Origin of the sequence: Halomarina pelagica, assembly GCF_024228315.1 — an archaeon.
GTDB lineage: Archaea > Halobacteriota > Halobacteria > Halobacteriales > Haloarculaceae > Halomarina > Halomarina pelagica.
The window spans coordinates 1-17,328 of the sequence record NZ_CP100454.1; the positions used below are offsets into that span (position 1 = coordinate 1).

The following is a 17,328-nucleotide window of genomic DNA, read 5'->3' on the forward strand; positions in this document are numbered from 1 at the left end:
CTCGCTCTACTTTCATACATTCTTTCGGGCTTATCGTACCATTGACCCAGAATGTCGCCTCAAATCACCGGATCTCACCTCCGAAAGCCGACACTGTCCGGTGATTCACCAGATCCAAAGCAGGGAACTCGAACTCGAGTGACTATCTGTATCCACGAATCGAAGGACCACAAGGGCACTCCCGAAGGTGTATCCTCAGTCAATTTTCCCGACTCCCGACAATCGGGAGGCCATGCCTGTGGCTACTAAATTCCGAGTGTTGAACGTCTCTGTCAACGCTTCGAGGCGTTCACCATCCTCTTGATAGCTGGGTAGCCACAGCAACCTCTACCGCTATCTACACCCGTGTCAAATACTAACATGGGATTCTGGTCGCAGAACTGTACAGACCCCGAAACCGATCATGCCTATCGAACTCCGAGTCCAGGGATTAGCGCCGGAAGATACCGGCCGTGGAATTGCCCGTCTCGGCCAACAGAGCCGTGACGAATTAGGCGTCCAACCGGGTGATGTCGTCCAGATAACGGGTCGTCGTCGCACCGTTGCGACGGTCCGACCAGCCTACGAAACCGATCCCGAGGACGTTCTCCGAATCGACGGGATCACTCGGGCAAACGCGGACGTGGAAATCGACGACTACGTCGAAGTGACAGAGGTAGATTCGGAAGAAGCTACTTCGATCACGGTTGCGCTCCCGGAGCGCATCATTCTGCGTGGGGCAGAGCCGTATCTGAAGCGTCATCTCCTCAACCGACCTGTCGTTCGTGGCGACACAATCCACCTTCGATTGCTCGGCCAACCGTTCGTCTTTATCGTCACGAAGACGACTCCGACGGGTCCCGTTCTGGTGACTGAGCAAACGACCCTAGAAGTTCGCGACCAGCCAATTACCGAGGAGGATCTCGAGGGCGAGCGTTCCGAACTCCCGGATGTCACCTACGAGGACGTGGGTGGACTCAAGCGGGAGCTCGGACTCATCCGGGAGATGATCGAACTACCGATGCGGCATCCGGAACTGTTCCGTCGCCTCGGCATCGCCCCACCCAAGGGTGTATTACTCCATGGGCCACCCGGAACTGGCAAGACGCTGATTGCGAAGGCCGTCGCGAATGAGATCGACGCCAGCTTCTTTTCGTTGTCGGGGCCGGAGATCATGTCGCGGTACTACGGCGAATCCGAAGAGCAGCTCCGCGAGATTTTCGACGAAGCCCAGGAGGACGCGCCCGCGATCGTCTTTATCGACGAACTCGACTCGATTGCGCCGTCGAGGGACGAAGTCACCGGAGAGACGGAGCGACGCGTCGTGGCGCAACTACTCTCGTTAATGGATGGACTCGAAGCCCGCGGTGACGTTATCGTCATCGGCGCCACCAACCGTATCAATGCAATTGACCCCGCACTCAGACGCGGCGGCAGGTTCGATCGCGAGATCGAAATCGGGGCTCCCGATCGGGATGGACGCCTCGAAATCCTCCAGATTCACACGCGGGATATGCCGACTGCGGACGATGTCGACTTAGAGGGGTATGCCGACCGGACGTACGGATTTGTGGGTGCCGATATCGAATCATTCGCAAAGGAAGCCGCGATGCACGCGTTGCGGCGTGTCCAGGAGGAAATCGACATCGAAACCGACCACATTGAACCGGACGTTCTCGAGGAGATTGAGGTCACGAGGGACGACTTCGAGGCGGCCTTACAGAACGTCGAACCGAGCGCGATGCGCGAGGTGTTCGTCGAAGTCCCGGACGTCACCTACGAGGATGTCGGGGGGCTCAAGTCGGTGCAACACGAACTCGTCCGGTCGGTCGAGTGGCCGCTCTCGTACCCGCAGATGTTCGAGAAAATTCGCACCGAGGCACCGAGGGGGATTCTCCTATATGGGCCTCCCGGGACGGGAAAGACACTTCTCGCACGGGCGGTCGCGAACGCGAGTAACGTGAATTTCATCTCGGTCAAGGGGCCTGAACTTCTCAACAAGTATGTCGGCGAGTCGGAACGGGGTGTCAGAGAAGTCTTCCAGCGGGCCCGACAGAACGCCCCGACGATCATCTTCTTCGACGAGGTCGATGCAATCGCTCCCGAGCGCGGCGAGTCGTTCGACTCGCAGGTGACCGAACGCGTCGTCTCACAGCTGCTGACCGAACTTGACGGGATCGAGGAATTACGCGGCGTCTTCGTCCTAGGCGCGACCAACCGACCAGACATTATCGACAGAGCACTCCTTCGGCCCGGTCGGTTGGAGAAAAACGTCTACGTCCCCATTCCCGACATCGAGGCCAGACGCGAGATCTTCGGTGTGCACACTCGGGAGATGCCACTCGGTGACGACGTCGATCTCGATGCTCTCGCGGAGGATACTGAGGGGTACACGGGTGGCGATATCGAAGGAATCGTTCGAGAGGCAAGTATGCTCGCGCTGGATGAGGTGGTGTCGAGGGTCGAACGTGACGGGATCGAGTCGTCCGAGGAACTAGACGAGGCTGCTGACGCCGTCGTAATCGAAGCAGCACACTTCGAAGAAGCAGTTCGGAAAGTCAAACCGTCAGTCACGGAGGAGATGCACGAATTCTACGAGGGGCTGGTGGACGATCTGGGTGGCGAGTCGTCGGACGAACAGGCTTCTCCGGCGGGATTCCAGTAGTTATGCGGAGTAAGTTCAGGATTGGGACGGTGATGGGCATCCCGATTGAGATTCACGTCTCGCTGCTTGTGATCCTTCCATTCCTCGCATGGCAACTCGCCAGTCCCCAGTACATCGCAACGTGGACAGGGATCATTAACGCAATTTCGCCACTGTCGATCACGACGGACACGTTGCTCTCGGGTTCGACGCCTTGGATTATCGGGATTGCCGGAGCGCTGAGCCTGTTCGTCGGCGTGGCGATTCACGAACTCGGCCACTCCTGGGTGGCACTCAGATATGATCTCACGATCCGCTCGATCACGTTGTGGCTGTTCGGTGGTGTCGCTCATATCGAGGACTTGCCGACTGAGTGGCGCAAGGAGTTCTGGATCGCTATTGCTGGTCCAATCACGAGCCTCCTGCTCGGTGTTATTGGATACGTGCTGCTCCAGGTTACGCCACCGTCGGCTCCCGTGGCTGGATTTGTCTTCGGTTGGTTCGGACTAACGAACGTGGGGCTGGCTCTGTTCAATCTGCTCCCTGCGTTCCCGATGGACGGCGGGCGCATTCTGCGGGCCCTGCTCGCTCGCTCGCGGCCGTTCGTCGAGGCGACCCAGCGTGCCGTGCAAGTCGCGACAGTCGTTGCGATCCTCCTCGCCCTCGTCGGTCTTTTCACCTTTGATATTCTACTGTTGCTCATCGCCGGATTCGTCTTCCTCGCCGGCCGCTCCGAGGCGACGATCGTAATGACACAGGAACTGTTGAGTGGTGTCCGAGTACGCGATCTGATGCGTCCGGAACTGCCAACCGTGCGTACCGGGACACCGGTCCAAGCACTGATCGATCGGATGTTACACGAACGCCGAACCGAATACGTGGTCGTCGATCAGTCGAGGACGGTCCAGGGTGTCGTCACCCTCGCGAACGTCCAGACCCTTCCGGAGACGATTGACCCAGATACAACGGTTGATGAAGTGATGACTGAAGACCCGCCGACGATCTCCAGCGACGATGATGCGTTCGAACTCTTCCGGAAGATAGGTGACACCGACGCTCATTGCGTTTTGATCGAGGAACAAGGACGAGTTCTCGGACTCGTCTCCGGAGACGACTTCATGCAGATTCTCGCATTACTACAGAGATCGGCCAAGTTGGATAACGCCCTCCTGCAGCCTCTTCCCAGTGAACAATCACATGAGTTCCGACGAAGTCGGGTTGATTGAGACGATCTCCTTCGCCGTCAAGGGAATGGTTGGCGGGGTATCTTTGCTGTCCTCGGCGTCGTTGCGACTGTCACCGGTACATTTGCCTAGACTGTGTTCATCGTCGCACAACCTCTGAACTTGAATTTTATGCGTGACTTTCTTTCGGCGTCATTCAAGAGAACTTCAGTCACCTACTCACAGCATGGATTCAACAAAGAACGGTTCGTATTCGTCCAATCACTCTGACGTTCAAGCAGTTCCGCGAACTCGTCATCAAGTGCGTTGTTTACAACGTGGAGCGAAGCTTCGCTGGTTCACACGATGAGTGTGAACGTCCGTAATTCTGAGAGGAATGGACTGCTGAATACAGAGGGATATTCAGCACCACCTCACAAAATGGAGAGTTGCAGGTTGTCTACAGTACAACGTCACCTAGTTGTGTCGGATTCCTCCTCGGGTCCACCACCGTTTTCCGGTAACTGGATGCCCGGTCTCGGCGTTTCGAACGGGCGACCGCCTTTCAAACTGAACAGCATCTCCCGGGTCGACAGAACCCGAATCTCCGGATACCGGCGTCTCACGGCTTGCGCGTAGCTCGCGAGCGCGACCAATACGACGCCACCAGTCGTGTTGCCAAGCAAGATCGGAAGCCAGAACTCATAAATCAGGGTGAATACCCCCGGACTCGGCGTCTTGAGAAACACGACGAAGAGTGCTTCAGCGCCCGAACTCACGACGTGGTACAGGCCGAGGACGGGAATCGTGTAGAAGACGAGATAGGTGATTACGACACGCGAGATCGTGTCTCGCGCAGCCGTATGGAGCCACACCACGCCAGCAACAAGCCACCCCGCGAATAAGGCCTTGAAGAATAGGTCCCACCAGCCCAGTTCGAGACCGTGCTGGAGGAATTCGGCTCCGACCTCCATCTCTGCCGGCGTAAGTACGTGCGTGTTTGCGAGGATGAACGCGCCGAACGCGGCACCGATGACATTCGCCAGCAGGACGACGCTCCACATGCGTAACAGCAAGGGGAGACTGGCCAACCGGGTCAGCACCAGCTTGACCGGTGGGAGAGTGGTCTCGGTGTACAGTTCGTACCGTCCGAGAATGATGTACATGAACCCGATCGGATACAGCACTGCGGCGAGGAATCTATTGTTTGGGAACGTCGCGGTCCCGACCGTGTAGCCGATGAACGTCAAGACGATCGCGAAGCCGGCGGTGAAACCGCTGAAAAACAGTTCCGAGAGCGTGCTGGCGATTTCCTCGTCGGCGGACGCGAGCAGCCGTTGATGGATTTCGTTCCACGAGAAGCGATCACCGAGTGCCCAGCCCGCTGCCGGGACGCCGGACGCAGCCCGGTCCTGGGATCGGACGACTGGTGGCGGGTCCTCGGATTCGTCGCTCATGAAGGCCCTCCAGACAGCAACTGCCACGGTTCGACTATATTCGGAGTCGGGTCCGCTCGTCGGACGTGACTAGTCCGAGATTCCGGATTGAGGTGAAATGGTGGTACCATAATGTCTCTCCCCGAATAAGGATGACAATACGTGGCAGTATGAAGTTTATCTGCGGCGGGAGGGAGACGGCCTCTGGCGCTCGGACGTATGGCGTTCCATTATCCCGGGTATGCGGGTCAGGGCAAACTGAGTGGTGACTAATTTCTCTGAAGCTGCCATTCTGCTGACTACATCCTCAGTATTCAGCAGAGTCGTCGAAACCTATTCTCGGCTGAGGGTTTCAACAAGGCCCAAAAAATAGGTATCAAGTGTATGGGAAAGACAGCCGATCTTAGAACTATCGTTAGCCGATCGCCATGAGGGGATGGTGAGTAGTGGCATCGGCTGCAGAATCTGATGAGAACCTTACCAAGAGGGTCGCTGCATTTCTCCTCACTATTACGAATCTCACGCCCTCGGCGGGCAAGCCGCTCAAGGATGAGCGTTCGCTGTTGATTTGCGTTCTCGTAGGCGACACACGCTCGCAGCGTCTCCATATTGTGAATCGTCACGACACAGTGTTGACAACTCGCGAGTTTGGCGGTTCGAGTCGCTGTGCTGGCGACAGCTCGTTTGAATCCATCTCTTGCTTTGGATCGTTCACTGATAATCGTCTCCGCTCTTACAGAGGCGAAATAGACCGTACCACCCCGCTACTCGTCGTCTCCTGGTTGGATCTGGCGAGCGTCCTCGGCGAGGTCGTGGATGTACTCCCGAAGCGTCTCCATGTCCTCGTGGGCCTCTTCGAGCGTTTTCGCCTTCACTTTGGCCGTGAGCTTGTCCTGATCGCGAGTCCCAGTGCCGCGAGTCAGCTTCACGGTGAGTGAGACGCCGACATCGCTTCGCTCGACGTATTCAGTAGGAGTCTGTCGCGCACTGTTCTCGGTCGATTCTGCGTTCGTACGGGACTGCTGGGTGTGTTCTGGCATGGATTGCTCTCTGACTGTTAGTTGACGGACGGTGCGACCGGTTCGTCGACTGTCTCGCGAAGGGCGGCGTCGATCTCGCGCCCGGTGAGTCGCCAGCAGCCGTCTGGTTCTGTACATTCCAGCTGGCTCACGACCTTGGTCTTGAATTCCATGTACTCCTCGAGGGCGACGTCCTCGTCGTCAGTGTAGTCGAGGAGGAGCGCGAGCGCGAGTTGGGCCGGACCACTGCCACAGTATCCAACCTCGAATCCGCTCGGACTGTGGTTCGCCAATTCGAGACTCCGATCGGGTGTCACCTGTTCTTGGCCGGGCTGTTTCTCGACGATGACGCGCCCTCGATGACGGTAGCCGACGTAGACGACGTCGCCGTCATCTGAGGCGCCTCTCTGTACGTGCGAGTGTAAGTCGGTGATTCCACTCATCGTTCTGTTCGTGGGATGCTCGTTCGAGCATCCCCGCACCCCTTTTCGGGGGTGAAAAACCGCTCACAGTTACTAATCCAGATGTTCGATGGAACGACGGTGAACTGTCTATCTCTCATAGCCGGTATCGTCGTTAGTTGGATCGACACGGGCGAACTACAAGCCTAATACGCTCATGGGCAGACTGGGAGCCCGCAACAGCTGGTATAACCCTTGGACTCGTAGTCCGTCTCGCCGAGATACTATCCAATACAGATGGCCTCGTCCCGATCGAGAATCGTCGTAATAGCCACCCTGCTTGAGAGATGTCTCAAGGTTTCTACCCATGTTGGGATGCGAGGAGCTCTCTTTGTTGGAAGCTGGTTTGCCCTCTATATCACTGCTGGTGTCATCGGGACTGTATTGGGCTGGTTTCGTCCTCCATTCGCCTTTCTTTCGCTTGATTCGGATCCCTTCTTCGTTATTGGAAGCGCGCTCATTGGGCTGTTTATCGTCCAAAGTTCGAGCTCATTACTCCTCTATCACTTTCTCGTCGGATTTGAGGATGAGAAGTCACAATTTGCCGTGTTGATGGGCTTTATCAGCCTCGGATTCGGTGGATCGCTCCTCCGGGTGATTCTTCCTACGGTAATTCAGATCTCTACGATTTATCTCTGATTTTACTCTTGATTGCCGGACTGATGCCGAGGCTTCCTGATCGCCACCAGCCATAGAAGACGACAAAGATGGCCGCTGAAAGCTGGAACCCTGTTTGGAGAACTCCTGCTTGCCCGATCAGCCACTCTGGCCCCTGGACGGCCAAGGGAGCGATGGAGACAGATGGGTCTTGATCGAGGGGGAAGACGTATCCTGATACGAAATTGAATCCCGCGTGAATACCGACCGGGAGTGCAAGTTGCCCTGTTATCAGATACGCAAGACCCAGTAATAATCCTGCCCCAAGGTAGTGAAACCCGACGAGGAGTGTCGGTGCCGGGTGCACTACTGCAAACAGGAATGCCGAGATTCCCCATGCTGAAGCAATCGTAACTGGCGAAGAGACCCATCGCAGGTCAAGGCCCTCAATGGCGTTCGTCAGGATATACCCTCGATAGACGAACTCTTCCACAAGTGCGATACAGACAGTGACCACGATCGCTAATCCAATATTAGCTAACGTACTGGCCGTCAAGGTGAACGCAGCCTCGGGAACTGCGAGCCATCCCACAGCAAGCCCTAGGAGTACTGCAGCTGTTGGAATCGCACTCCCAATTAGAGCGCCAGCAACACTATCTGTCAACCAGTACCGATCAATACACAGACCGAAGCGGTAAACTGGTCTCTTATCGACAAACAGAGCCGCTGCAAACAGCAGCCCGACCGTACAGAGTCCCAACAGCAAGCGGAGCCCAGCAGCTCGCAAGAGTCCCGTTCCAGACGGATCGATAAGCGCCGGGATTGAGAGGAAGACGACTGCATAGACCATCCAGAAGAGATAGACTCGAATAAACGCGCGTGGTCGTTGCTCGGTCTCGTTCCATGCGAGGAGTCGAAGCCGGCGAAGATATTCACGTAAATATGGATGCATGATACTCTGATTGTGGCAGTGCCTGAATCAACTCATCAGCTCGTTGAATTTCTGAATACCGGTATCCGTTCCGGCGATAATGAGCTCGTCGTCCGGTTCGATACGGAACTCGGGGCCAACATCCGTAATCACCTCATCATTACGTTCAACGCCAACGACCGTGCACCCTGTCTTTGAGCGGACTAATGCCTCTCCGAGAGTCTGTCCGGTCAGCTTTGGTGCGGGGGTACGGATCACTTCGACTTGCTGGTCCAGCGAAAGTACGTCCTCGTCTTCGAGGATGGTTGAGGCGATCATTCGACCGCTCACAGTCGCTAGTGATAACACGTAGTCTGCGCCGGCACGATACATCTTCTGGGTACTCTGGGCCTCTTCAACGCGAGCGATAACCTCTGTCTGTGGACTGAGGTCACGAATCACGAGGGTGGCGAACTCGGACGTTGTGTCGTCAGGAAGCGTCAAAATCACCGACCGAGCATCACTGATCTCCGCTTTTTCTAGTGTTTCGGGATCAGTTGCATCTCCAATAACGTCAACACCCTCCATCTCCGTCTGGTCAACGACCGTGTACGGGAGATTCGCTTCGGAAAGTGCATCAGTGATCGTCCGGCCGACTTGCCCATACCCCACTACAATCGTCTCACCGTGATCAAATCGTCTGATTTCTGAGAGCGTGAGTTCTTTCAACCGCTCGAGTTGATCCTCACGGCCGGTCACGAGCAGTACGGTCCCGTTCGTAAGCGTCGCCGTCGGCGAAGGTGGACTCTCAAATTCACCTCGGAACCAGGCTCCGATAACGTTGACACCGGCTCGCTCTCGAATGCCACTCTCGGCTAACGTCGTCCCGATTAACCGACTTCCACGATGAATCGGCAGTTCAGCGATTTCGATGTCTCCCCCGATTTCGATTGACCCATCCAAATCGCTGGTCACCGAGGTTGTGACTTTCGAGGCGAGACTCTTGCCAAGAAGTGGGCGTGGTGAAAGAACCTCATCAGCACCGGCAAGCCGGTGATAGGCCGTACGATTCGGCTCTTCGACGACGCTGACAATTGGTATCTCCTCTGCGACCTCCTGGGCCGTCAAGACGATGCTCGCATCGACCTGATCAGAGACGTCAGCGACGAGTGCCCGTGCTTCAGGGAGCCCTGCTTGTTCGAGTCCGTCGACCGACTCTGGATCCTCGTGGATAATCGTGTACTCGTTCTCGTAGAGATCAGTTGCTCGCTCCCGGTCTGGCTCAACGATGACATACTCTACATCCCATGATTCGAGTTCGGCGATGAGGGCATCGGTTCGAGGAGTAAACGAACAGATCACCACGTGGTCAGAGAGTCCGTTCTCGATCGATTTCGGAACAGTCGTTGAGAGCACATCTTCCAGGAGAGGAAACACCAACACGGGGAGGGCCATAAAAATCAAGGCCACGCCTGTGAGGTCCATCACGATGACGAACGCGTTCATTTCCGGACTCTGCCATGGGGCATCCGATCCAAATCCGGTAGTTGTGAACGTCTCAACGACGACCTGTAATGAATGAAGGAATGAGAGACTCTCTCCTTCATAGATACGCATCCCGTGGTGATAGAGGACAGCGTACACGAGAATGAGCCCAGTCAAGAGAACTGAATAATAGACGGTTCGTCGCTGCCACTTATCCATAACTGAGCAGAGTCACTCAACCACACTAAACCATGTGGAGTCGCATACCCTTCAGTGGCTCTTACTCTTCGAGCGAAGTCGTGAGTGTATATCCCGCATCGGAAAGCGCGGCTACGATGTGGGACTCGTGTTCGGGTTCTATCTCACCTTGTAAGCGAATGGTAGCGTTCTGGATATCCTCGAAGGCGAAGTGATACGAGACAATCGCGAACTCACCCTGTTCGTCGGTTCCCATGACCTCGACGACGACCTCATCAGCCCATTCGTATGTTTTTGTATCAGTTACTTCCTCCATCGACGCTCTCTATTAGAGTTCGTGGGTTCGGTATAAGAGAATCTCGGCAGTCCGTCCACTCGCAAGAATAACTTCACAAACGGACTCTGAACTCTCAGATTTGGGTTCAGTGAATCGTGACCACACAATAGAACTGAGGAAACCCTACTCTTCTCAGGGTTAAAGGAGCTGGCGGCCACATTCCTCACAATTCTCTAGCCGGGGGTCCACCTTCGCACCACAGCCAGGACATACGAGATCTACGTTGGAAAAGAGGAGGGTGTTGTTCCTAAAGCGTTGATAGTATTTCTTCCAATCAACCATACCTCTCTCGTTATCTAGGTTCTTATGGGTCTTTTGGGACTCCCACGGAAATCATCGATAACACGCTCTATGACCAAACCTGAGCGAACCTCAACTCACACCCCTTTCTCAAGAAGAATAGCGGGGTTTATAGAATTCACCCGTCTTCGTCCGAGCATGGTCATTTACGAAGCGGATGTTCCGGGCGTCGGAAAACGCTACGAGGTGGAAACTGGTGATACTGAACGATTCGTAGTCATTGTCCACCACGATGGCAAACGAGAGATTTTCCGTCGTGATCACCCAGATGCCGATGCTGAGAAACTCTTCGAGTTCCCGGCTGGTGTGTCGCGAGAGATTGTAACTGCACTTCAGGGTGTAGACTTCCAACCGCTCGATCTCGATGATGTCGATATGCCACTCGGAAACGCAATTATGGAGTGGGTCGAAATCCCTGATGACTCTCCACTCGCCGGTGAGACCATCCAAGCAGCACAGCTCCGCCAGAAGACTGGCGCAACCGTTGCTGCCATCCAACGAGAGGATGACACTCTCGCCAGCCCGAAAGCGGACACCGTTCTCCAGCCCGGTGATATCCTCGTTGTCATCGGAACTCGGCCCGAACAGAAATCGTTCGAATCCCTGATCAAGACTGGATCTACAGAGACATCGAACTAATTTCTCTCATGGCTGGAGCACTACTCTTAGAGGTCGGTATCGCACTCGTTACGCTTGCTCTCGTTGGGGCGCTCGCCCATCGATTCCGGCAGTCAGTTATCCCTGGCTACATCGCCGCTGGGATTCTCGTTGGGCCGTACGTCCCGACAGAGATCGGCGGCATCTCGCTTCGACTGGTCGGGAATAGCGAATTCGTCAGCACTGTTGGCGAACTGGGGATTATTCTCCTCCTGTTCTTCTTGGGATTGGAGTTTAATGTGGGAACATTGGTCGCAAATAAGACCCGGCTCGCAAAGCTCGGAGGGCTCGATCTCGTTCTCAATGGGATCATGGGGGTCCTCATCGGGTACGTGTTCGGCTTTGGAGTGACCGGTATCATCCTTATCACGGGAATTGTCTACATCTCGTCGAGCGCGATTATCACAAAGTCGCTTACAGATGCTGGGTGGCTCGCGAACCCCGAGAGTGACGTTATTCTGAGCACGCTCGTTGTTGAGGACATTGTCATCGCCGTCTATCTCGCGGTTGTTTCTGCACTTGTGCTGGGTGGGGGGACATTCGCTGAAGCAACGATGACGGTCGTCCAGGCGTTCGTCTTCTTGGCCGCGCTTGCCGCTGTTGCCTATCTCGGAACAGACTACATCGAACGGATCTTCGACGTTGGGCCGGACGAATTGTTCGTCCTTCGTATTGTCGGGGTTGCAGTGCTGATTGGTGCAATCGCCCTCTCGATTGGTGTGAGCGAAGCGGTGGCTGCCTTCTTTGTCGGCACTGCCTTCAGTGAAACTGACCTCATCGAACGAATCGAACATCTCGTCACCCCCCTCCGGGATATTTTCGCAGCAGTGTTCTTCTTCTCAATTGGGTTGTCCACCGACCTCCGAGTCGTCGCTGGTGTAGCGCTTCTGTTACTCGTTGCCGTCATTCTGACAACTGGAACGAAACTGATCAGTGGCTATGCGAGCGGGAGAGTGTATGGGCTGAGCACCCTCCGATCAACTCGTGTCGGAATGGGATTAGTTGCTCGCGGCGAGTTCTCACTCATCATCGCGACGCTAGCGAGTACGAGTGCGATTCCCGTGATTAGGAACACAGTTCCTGCATTCGCTGTTGGATACGTCCTTGTGATGAGTCTTCTTGGAACGCTGTTGATTGAGTATGAGGATACCATATCTTCCGTGCTTGGCATCTCTCCGTAAGGATTCTAGATCAAAATCCACGGTCACCTCCTCATGAAACCTCTCCTGCACCAGAAGAACTAGGACGTCCGCTGGGTCTGAGAATTGCTCAGAGGTGGTATCTGATGTAAAATCATTACGCCAAGTGTGAGACCTCCCCGGACTCGTCAACGTCGTCAAATTCACCGCGCTCGACCGGCTCCCAGTCGGTGCCGGGTTCGGGACTCCACCAATCAACTGTGTAGGTACCCGGGGCGCCGAGAATCTTCACCCGAGCCGACCCGTCAGGCAGGTCACGACGATGTTTTTCGTCGACGTGGAGATTCCAGGTCGTGTCGGTATCGAAGCAGGCGAGGACGGCTTCCTCGTAGCCACGATCCTCCTGTGATTCTTGGAGTTCAACCTGCGTGTTGCAATTCTTGCAGAATACCCCCTCGAAGGGGATGTGGTTAAACACCTCGTGCCCGCAGACCGGACACCAGAGGAACTCGAACAGTGCCTTACTGTGGCGGTTGAGTACTTCGAGGCTCATTGTTGGACCGCCCCGGTCAAACCGGGGCACCCTCTCCTGCCCGGACGAAAAACAGCTCCTAACGCGTTCTCGATCAATTAGCGCTCGGCGCCGTATACGATCTCTGAGGGTGCTTCGTACCCACAGTTCCGACACTCGAACCAGCGCTGAACTTTCGCGCGGTCAGCCGTTTTCCCTCCGACTACCACATCGCCGTTCAGACACTCCGGACAACTCAATTCGGGCGCTGGCCTGTCACGGAGCGCGTTCCGAAACGCCGTCGCGTCCTTTGTCTCATACCCTCGCGACCAGACCGGGTAGCCGTCAACGAGGATCGCTCCACGCCATTTGTACCGGTAGGAGTCCGGGGCTCGATGCAGGACAGCTCGGGCACCCGTCTCAGTGTTCCGACACTCGAGAGTAGGCGTGCGATTTCTCCGTCGCCAGTTTGTGATTCGGGACATCGGTTAGAAGTGGACGTCGGCAGGCACAATCCAGAGGTCCTCGCTCTCGTCGAGAATCCGATCGAGCTGGGCGCGATGGCGGATGCCGCTCGCGTGCTCGGTGTACAGGAATACCGATGGACCGTCGTAGGCGCCGACCTGGTGGAAGGCGTGCCGGGCGAGGTCCTCGTCGCGCATAATCTCTTCATCACTGAGGTCGTCGAGGGCCTCCTTCACCCGGTCGAGGTTCCGCTGGAACTCGTCCTCGGTCGCGTCCCAGCCGCGTTCCAGCAGCTCCTCTCCATCGTTGGAATCCACGGGCGCAGCCACCGGCAGGTCGCCCCATCGGGCTGAGCCGGCAACTGATGTCCCATCTTCGTCGAACGTCACATAGTAATCGAAGACAGCGCCAGCGTGGGGGACCGCGCCGACGAGTCGATCGAACACCGTCTTACCAGTGGCGAGAGCGTCGTCTCGCGTCGATGCCTCTACGAGCGTGTAGATGACCATATGCATTGGTTCTCACCTCGGTCTGCCGACGCACCTGACTGTACACTACGTCACTACGGGATGCGCCGGCACCCATCGCCGGCGCTCGATAAACCCTCCTCACCCCGTTGGACGAACCATATACAACGATTGCCACTGTAGCTGCCCACATGAGCCGTACTGAGCCGGGACAGACGGCAGTTGCGTTCGTTTGTGAGGGGAACGCGGGTCGAAGTCAGATGGCCACAGCCTTCGCCGAACGAGAGCGAGCAGAGCGCGGGCTCGATATCGACATCATCACTGGTGGTACTGATCCAGCCGACCACGTTCACGAGTCGGTCATCACTGTGCTCCAGGAGAAGGGCATCGACATCAGCGACCGCACACCGCGACGAATTCAACCGGCGGATATCGAGAACGTCGGTCACGTCGTCACCATGGGCTGTTCGGTCGACGAGTTCCGGCCCGACGGCTGGACAGGGGAGAGCGAGCAATGGGAGCTCGATCATCCGGGTGGTGACGACCTCGATGACGTCCGGGCACAACGCGACGAGATCGAACAGCTCGTCACAGCGTTCTTCGACGACCTTGAGACTACCTTGTCCCACGGATAGCGCCGGCCCAGACACCCCCCCTGTCTAATCACGATACGAAAAACAACGCTCTCCGTTCACCTCGCGTACGCTCCGAACTCTTCGCCGAAGACAGCGAAGTAGCCAACTCCGACGACGCCAACGACCGTTGCGACGGTGAACGCGAGCGTCGGGCCAGCGGTCACGACGACCTCTGGCACGCCTAGGGTACTGATTCGGCTCCCTAGCCTGAGCGTCCAGTCACTGCCGTAGAGCCAGCCACCGAGTGCCGCGCTCGGAATCACGATCGTGTTCCGAATCAGGTAGTACGTCCCGGTCACCCGGCCGCCGGCATTGCGCTCGGCCGGGCCGACGATCAGCGCTTTATGCGCGGGAAGTCCGGCGAACCGGAGGCCGGAGTACGCGAACAGCGCGACCAGCACCCACTGGTTCGCCGGGGCATTGATCAGGAGGATGGGAAACGTCGCGTAGACGAAGAAGCCGAGTCCGACGACCGGCTTCAGCCCCGTGTATTCGGCGAGCTTCGAGACGGGTGCTTTCGTGATGATCGCGACGGCGATCTCGATACCGAGCAGCACCCCGAAGAAGGCCGCTGGCTGCAGGGTCGCCCCGAAGCCCTGGAAGCCCACGTCGAGGAAGTCCGTGACCACGATGACGAAGAAAACGTACACCATCCCGTTCGCGAAGCGGATGAGTGTGTCCGCGACCAGTAGCGGTCGTAAGGTCTCGGGCATCTCGCGGAGGTCGTGCCGAATCTGGTCGAGTCCCTCGAAGGAGTCCCCGATGGTGTCCTCGCTGGCGTCATACAGGAAATGCTGTACGACGGTCGCGACCGCTGCGAACGCGAGTCCCAGCAACAGGATTCGCTGGAAGCCTGTGACGAACGTGGCCGTCGTGGCGAGGATGGCTGCAGCGAGCAGTGGCCCGATGAGGAACCCGAACCGGCGGAAAATCTCCGTTGACGCGAATCCCATCGCCAGTTTGTTCGGTGGGACGCTCTGCTTGACGATGGCGAACGTCGCCCCGAGCCCGAACGATTTCCAGGCCTGCGCCAGAAACAGTCCGAGGAAGATCCACATCCACGCCGGGATTGAGAAGCCAGCTACACCGATAGCTCCCAATTCGGGGGCAAGCCACCACAGCCCGAACCCGAGCGTCGTCACGACGGCGAACCCGGTGAGCGCGATGCGCGAACCGACCCGATCCGAGAGCGCGCCGCCCGGGTAGGGATATACCGCACTGATGAGATTGCTGACGCTCCCGTAGAGGCCGATCACGCCGGCACCCGCTCCGAGCACCCGCATGTATTCGGGGATGTAGCGGCTGGTCATCTGGAAGCTGAGGCTGAACGCCAGCATCGCCACCGAGAGGACGAGGACGTCCCGTTCGAGGGCGAAGAACTGGCGGAACGATGCGAACAGGTCGAAGGAGTCCGTCTCTTGGTCGGTTGCCATAAGTGATTACACGAGGAAGTACACGGCGGCGCCGAGGGCGCCACCACCGATGATCAGGTAGGCTGCATCCGTGCCGCGGGTGAAGAGACCGAACGTGACGGCCGCCAGGCCGACCCGCACTGGGTCAAGGGAGAGGGCCGCGAACATCGCCGGGGTTCCCGTGACGACGGCGAACGCGTCGAACGCGAGCGTGACAGTCGCCCCAACGATGGCTCCAACGACCGCCGCGTTTATCCCGAAGAGAGCCACGCGGACGATATCGTTGTCCCGGACCCGCGCCACGTAGGGGAACGCGAGGGTGATGAACAGGAAGGAGGGCGCGAACGCGCCGACCATTGCGACGAACGCACCCACGACGGCCCAACCGACACTCCCGTAGATGTCGAGCATGAGTTTGTAGCCGACGAACGTAGTCGTCATCACGACCGGGCCCGGCGTCAGTTGGCCAATGGCGATGCCGTCGACGAACTGCGTCGCGGTCAGCCAGCCGAACTCACTGACGACGTACTTCTCGATGAACGGGATGAGCACCAGCCCGCCACCGAAGATGAACGATCCCGTATAGAGCATGAACAGGAACAGTTTCACCCAGACATTCCCCCACAGCGTCGCGACCAATCCGCCGACGGCACCCGGTAGCGCAACTGAGTCGCCGATGGTCGCCCCGATCCGGTCGCGGAACGTATAGAGAGCCGCCAGTAGCACACCACCCGCAGCAGTGATGGAGACGCGCCGTTGGTTCGCCCGCAGCCAGTCCGGACGAAACAGGACGACGGCGACGAGTCCAGCGATGGCAAACTCGATGACGGGATTCGGATTGAGCAGGACCGTCGCGACGAGCGCGCCCACAAGCAAGGCGAGTAGTCGCACGTCGATCACCCAATCATGGTCGCCGAGCGTGAACTCGAGGTCGGCTCGCCCTTCTTTGAGCGAGCTGCGGGCCATTGAGTAGGCCGCCCCGGCGATCAGTCCGATGACGACCGGGTTCACGCCGTAGAAGAACGCCTCAACGGACGGGAGCTGGCCGTACGCGAAGTAGACGTACGAGAGTGCGACGACGATCAGGAACGTGGGGGCCATGAACGTCGCGCCGGCGACGAGTGCGCCAAGGTTGCCCGCTCGAACCCAGCCCATGAAGATACCCAATTGTGTCGAGGCTGGGCCGGGGAGCATGTTGCAGATGGCCAGCCCTTCCATGAACGTGCCCTCGTCGCTCCACTCCTTGCTGTTCTCGCCGACGAGTTCGTCCTCCATCATCGCGATGTGGACGAGTGGACCGCCGAACCCGACCAGCCCGAGTTTGAGGAAGAACCGCGCGACTTCGAGGAGTTTCGATGGACTCGCCGCCCCCTGGTAGCCACGCACGGTCTCTGTGTCGCGTGCAGGTGCGTCACTCATTACTACCGGTCACCTCGATGGTGTTCGAACCAATGAGGGGCGGGGAGTGACGCGGGATGCCCTGCATCTACTATCGCAACTGAGCGGTAAGGGT

Annotated in this window: 17 protein-coding genes and 1 pseudogene; 6 read left to right on the top strand and 12 right to left on the bottom strand. The window is 57.4% G+C overall.

Going from position 1 to position 17,328, the window contains the following annotated elements:
• Positions 1-403 precede the first annotated feature (403 nt).
• Complete coding sequence (locus NKI68_RS00005; protein ID WP_254544621.1) at positions 404-2,644, top strand: CDC48 family AAA ATPase; 2,241 nt, start codon at positions 404-406, stop codon at positions 2,642-2,644.
• A gap of 32 nt (positions 2,645-2,676) precedes the next feature.
• Positions 2,677-3,849 carry a site-2 protease family protein gene (locus NKI68_RS00010; protein ID WP_254544622.1) on the top strand — a complete coding sequence of 391 codons (1,173 nt, stop codon included), beginning with the start codon at positions 2,677-2,679 and terminating at the stop codon, positions 3,847-3,849.
• A gap of 410 nt (positions 3,850-4,259) precedes the next feature.
• On the opposite strand, the gene NKI68_RS00015 is transcribed toward NKI68_RS00010, so the two are convergent.
• The 4 genes and pseudogenes from NKI68_RS00015 to NKI68_RS00030 form a co-directional block, all read right to left on the bottom strand.
• Positions 4,260-5,243: a formate/nitrite transporter family protein gene (locus NKI68_RS00015; RefSeq protein ID WP_254544623.1), complete on the bottom strand. Its 984-nt coding sequence runs from the start codon at positions 5,241-5,243 to the stop codon at positions 4,260-4,262.
• Positions 5,244-5,725: 482 nt separating this feature from the next.
• A pseudogene (locus NKI68_RS23690) lies at positions 5,726-5,916 on the bottom strand (DUF8129 domain-containing protein); the annotation flags it as partial.
• A 70-nt stretch (positions 5,917-5,986) separates the two neighbouring features.
• Positions 5,987-6,262, bottom strand: coding sequence for a DUF7389 domain-containing protein (locus tag NKI68_RS00025; RefSeq protein WP_254544624.1), 276 nt, complete (start codon positions 6,260-6,262; stop codon positions 5,987-5,989).
• A gap of 17 nt (positions 6,263-6,279) precedes the next feature.
• Positions 6,280-6,684, bottom strand: a complete 405-nt coding sequence (locus NKI68_RS00030; RefSeq protein WP_254544626.1) for a DUF6166 domain-containing protein — start codon at positions 6,682-6,684, stop codon at positions 6,280-6,282.
• Between the two features lie 255 nt (positions 6,685-6,939).
• Between NKI68_RS00030 and NKI68_RS00035 the strand changes: the two genes are divergently transcribed.
• Entirely contained in the window at positions 6,940-7,341 is a 402-nt protein-coding gene (locus NKI68_RS00035; protein WP_254544627.1) for a hypothetical protein, read from the top strand.
• On the opposite strand, the gene NKI68_RS00040 is transcribed toward NKI68_RS00035, so the two are convergent.
• From NKI68_RS00040 to NKI68_RS00050, 3 genes are all read right to left on the bottom strand, one after another.
• A complete protein-coding gene (locus NKI68_RS00040) occupies positions 7,325-8,149 on the bottom strand; it encodes a CPBP family intramembrane glutamic endopeptidase (RefSeq protein WP_254544628.1) in 825 nt (274 codons plus the stop codon). The genes NKI68_RS00035 and NKI68_RS00040 overlap by 17 nt on opposite strands.
• Positions 8,150-8,278: 129 nt before the next feature.
• Positions 8,279-9,913 (bottom strand): potassium channel family protein, encoded by a 1,635-nt coding sequence (locus tag NKI68_RS00045; RefSeq protein WP_254544630.1) that lies wholly within the window; start codon positions 9,911-9,913, stop codon positions 8,279-8,281.
• Positions 9,914-9,974: 61 nt separating this feature from the next.
• On the bottom strand, positions 9,975-10,208 hold the full coding sequence (locus NKI68_RS00050) for a hypothetical protein (RefSeq protein ID WP_254544631.1): 234 nt from the start codon (positions 10,206-10,208) through the stop codon (positions 9,975-9,977).
• Between the two features lie 459 nt (positions 10,209-10,667).
• On the opposite strand from NKI68_RS00050, the gene NKI68_RS00055 reads away from it, so the two are divergent.
• Both NKI68_RS00055 and NKI68_RS00060 read left to right on the top strand, forming a co-directional pair.
• A complete protein-coding gene (locus tag NKI68_RS00055; protein WP_254544632.1) occupies positions 10,668-11,168 on the top strand; it encodes a cation:proton antiporter regulatory subunit in 501 nt (166 codons plus the stop codon).
• Between the two features lie 8 nt (positions 11,169-11,176).
• Entirely contained in the window at positions 11,177-12,367 is a 1,191-nt protein-coding gene (locus tag NKI68_RS00060) for a cation:proton antiporter (protein ID WP_254544633.1), read from the top strand.
• A gap of 115 nt (positions 12,368-12,482) precedes the next feature.
• Here the strand turns inward: NKI68_RS00060 and NKI68_RS00065 are convergent, their stop codons facing one another.
• The 3 genes from NKI68_RS00065 to NKI68_RS00075 form a co-directional block, all read right to left on the bottom strand.
• Positions 12,483-12,878, bottom strand: coding sequence for a DUF7567 family protein (locus NKI68_RS00065; protein WP_254544634.1), 396 nt, complete (start codon positions 12,876-12,878; stop codon positions 12,483-12,485).
• A 77-nt stretch (positions 12,879-12,955) separates the two neighbouring features.
• Entirely contained in the window at positions 12,956-13,321 is a 366-nt protein-coding gene (locus NKI68_RS00070; protein WP_254544635.1) for a DUF7568 family protein, read from the bottom strand.
• Positions 13,322-13,324: 3 nt separating this feature from the next.
• Complete coding sequence (locus tag NKI68_RS00075) at positions 13,325-13,816, bottom strand: DUF7995 family protein (protein ID WP_254544637.1); 492 nt, start codon at positions 13,814-13,816, stop codon at positions 13,325-13,327.
• A 143-nt stretch (positions 13,817-13,959) separates the two neighbouring features.
• On the opposite strand from NKI68_RS00075, the gene NKI68_RS00080 reads away from it, so the two are divergent.
• Positions 13,960-14,403, top strand: a complete 444-nt coding sequence (locus NKI68_RS00080; RefSeq protein ID WP_256562653.1) for an arsenate-mycothiol transferase ArsC — start codon at positions 13,960-13,962, stop codon at positions 14,401-14,403.
• A gap of 56 nt (positions 14,404-14,459) precedes the next feature.
• On the opposite strand, the gene NKI68_RS00085 is transcribed toward NKI68_RS00080, so the two are convergent.
• Together NKI68_RS00085 and chrA are read right to left on the bottom strand one after the other, a co-directional pair.
• Positions 14,460-15,836 (bottom strand): MFS transporter, encoded by a 1,377-nt coding sequence (locus NKI68_RS00085; protein ID WP_254544639.1) that lies wholly within the window; start codon positions 15,834-15,836, stop codon positions 14,460-14,462.
• A 6-nt stretch (positions 15,837-15,842) separates the two neighbouring features.
• Entirely contained in the window at positions 15,843-17,234 is a 1,392-nt protein-coding gene (gene chrA, locus NKI68_RS00090; protein ID WP_254544641.1) for a chromate efflux transporter, read from the bottom strand.
• Between the last annotated feature and the right edge of the window lie 94 nt (positions 17,235-17,328).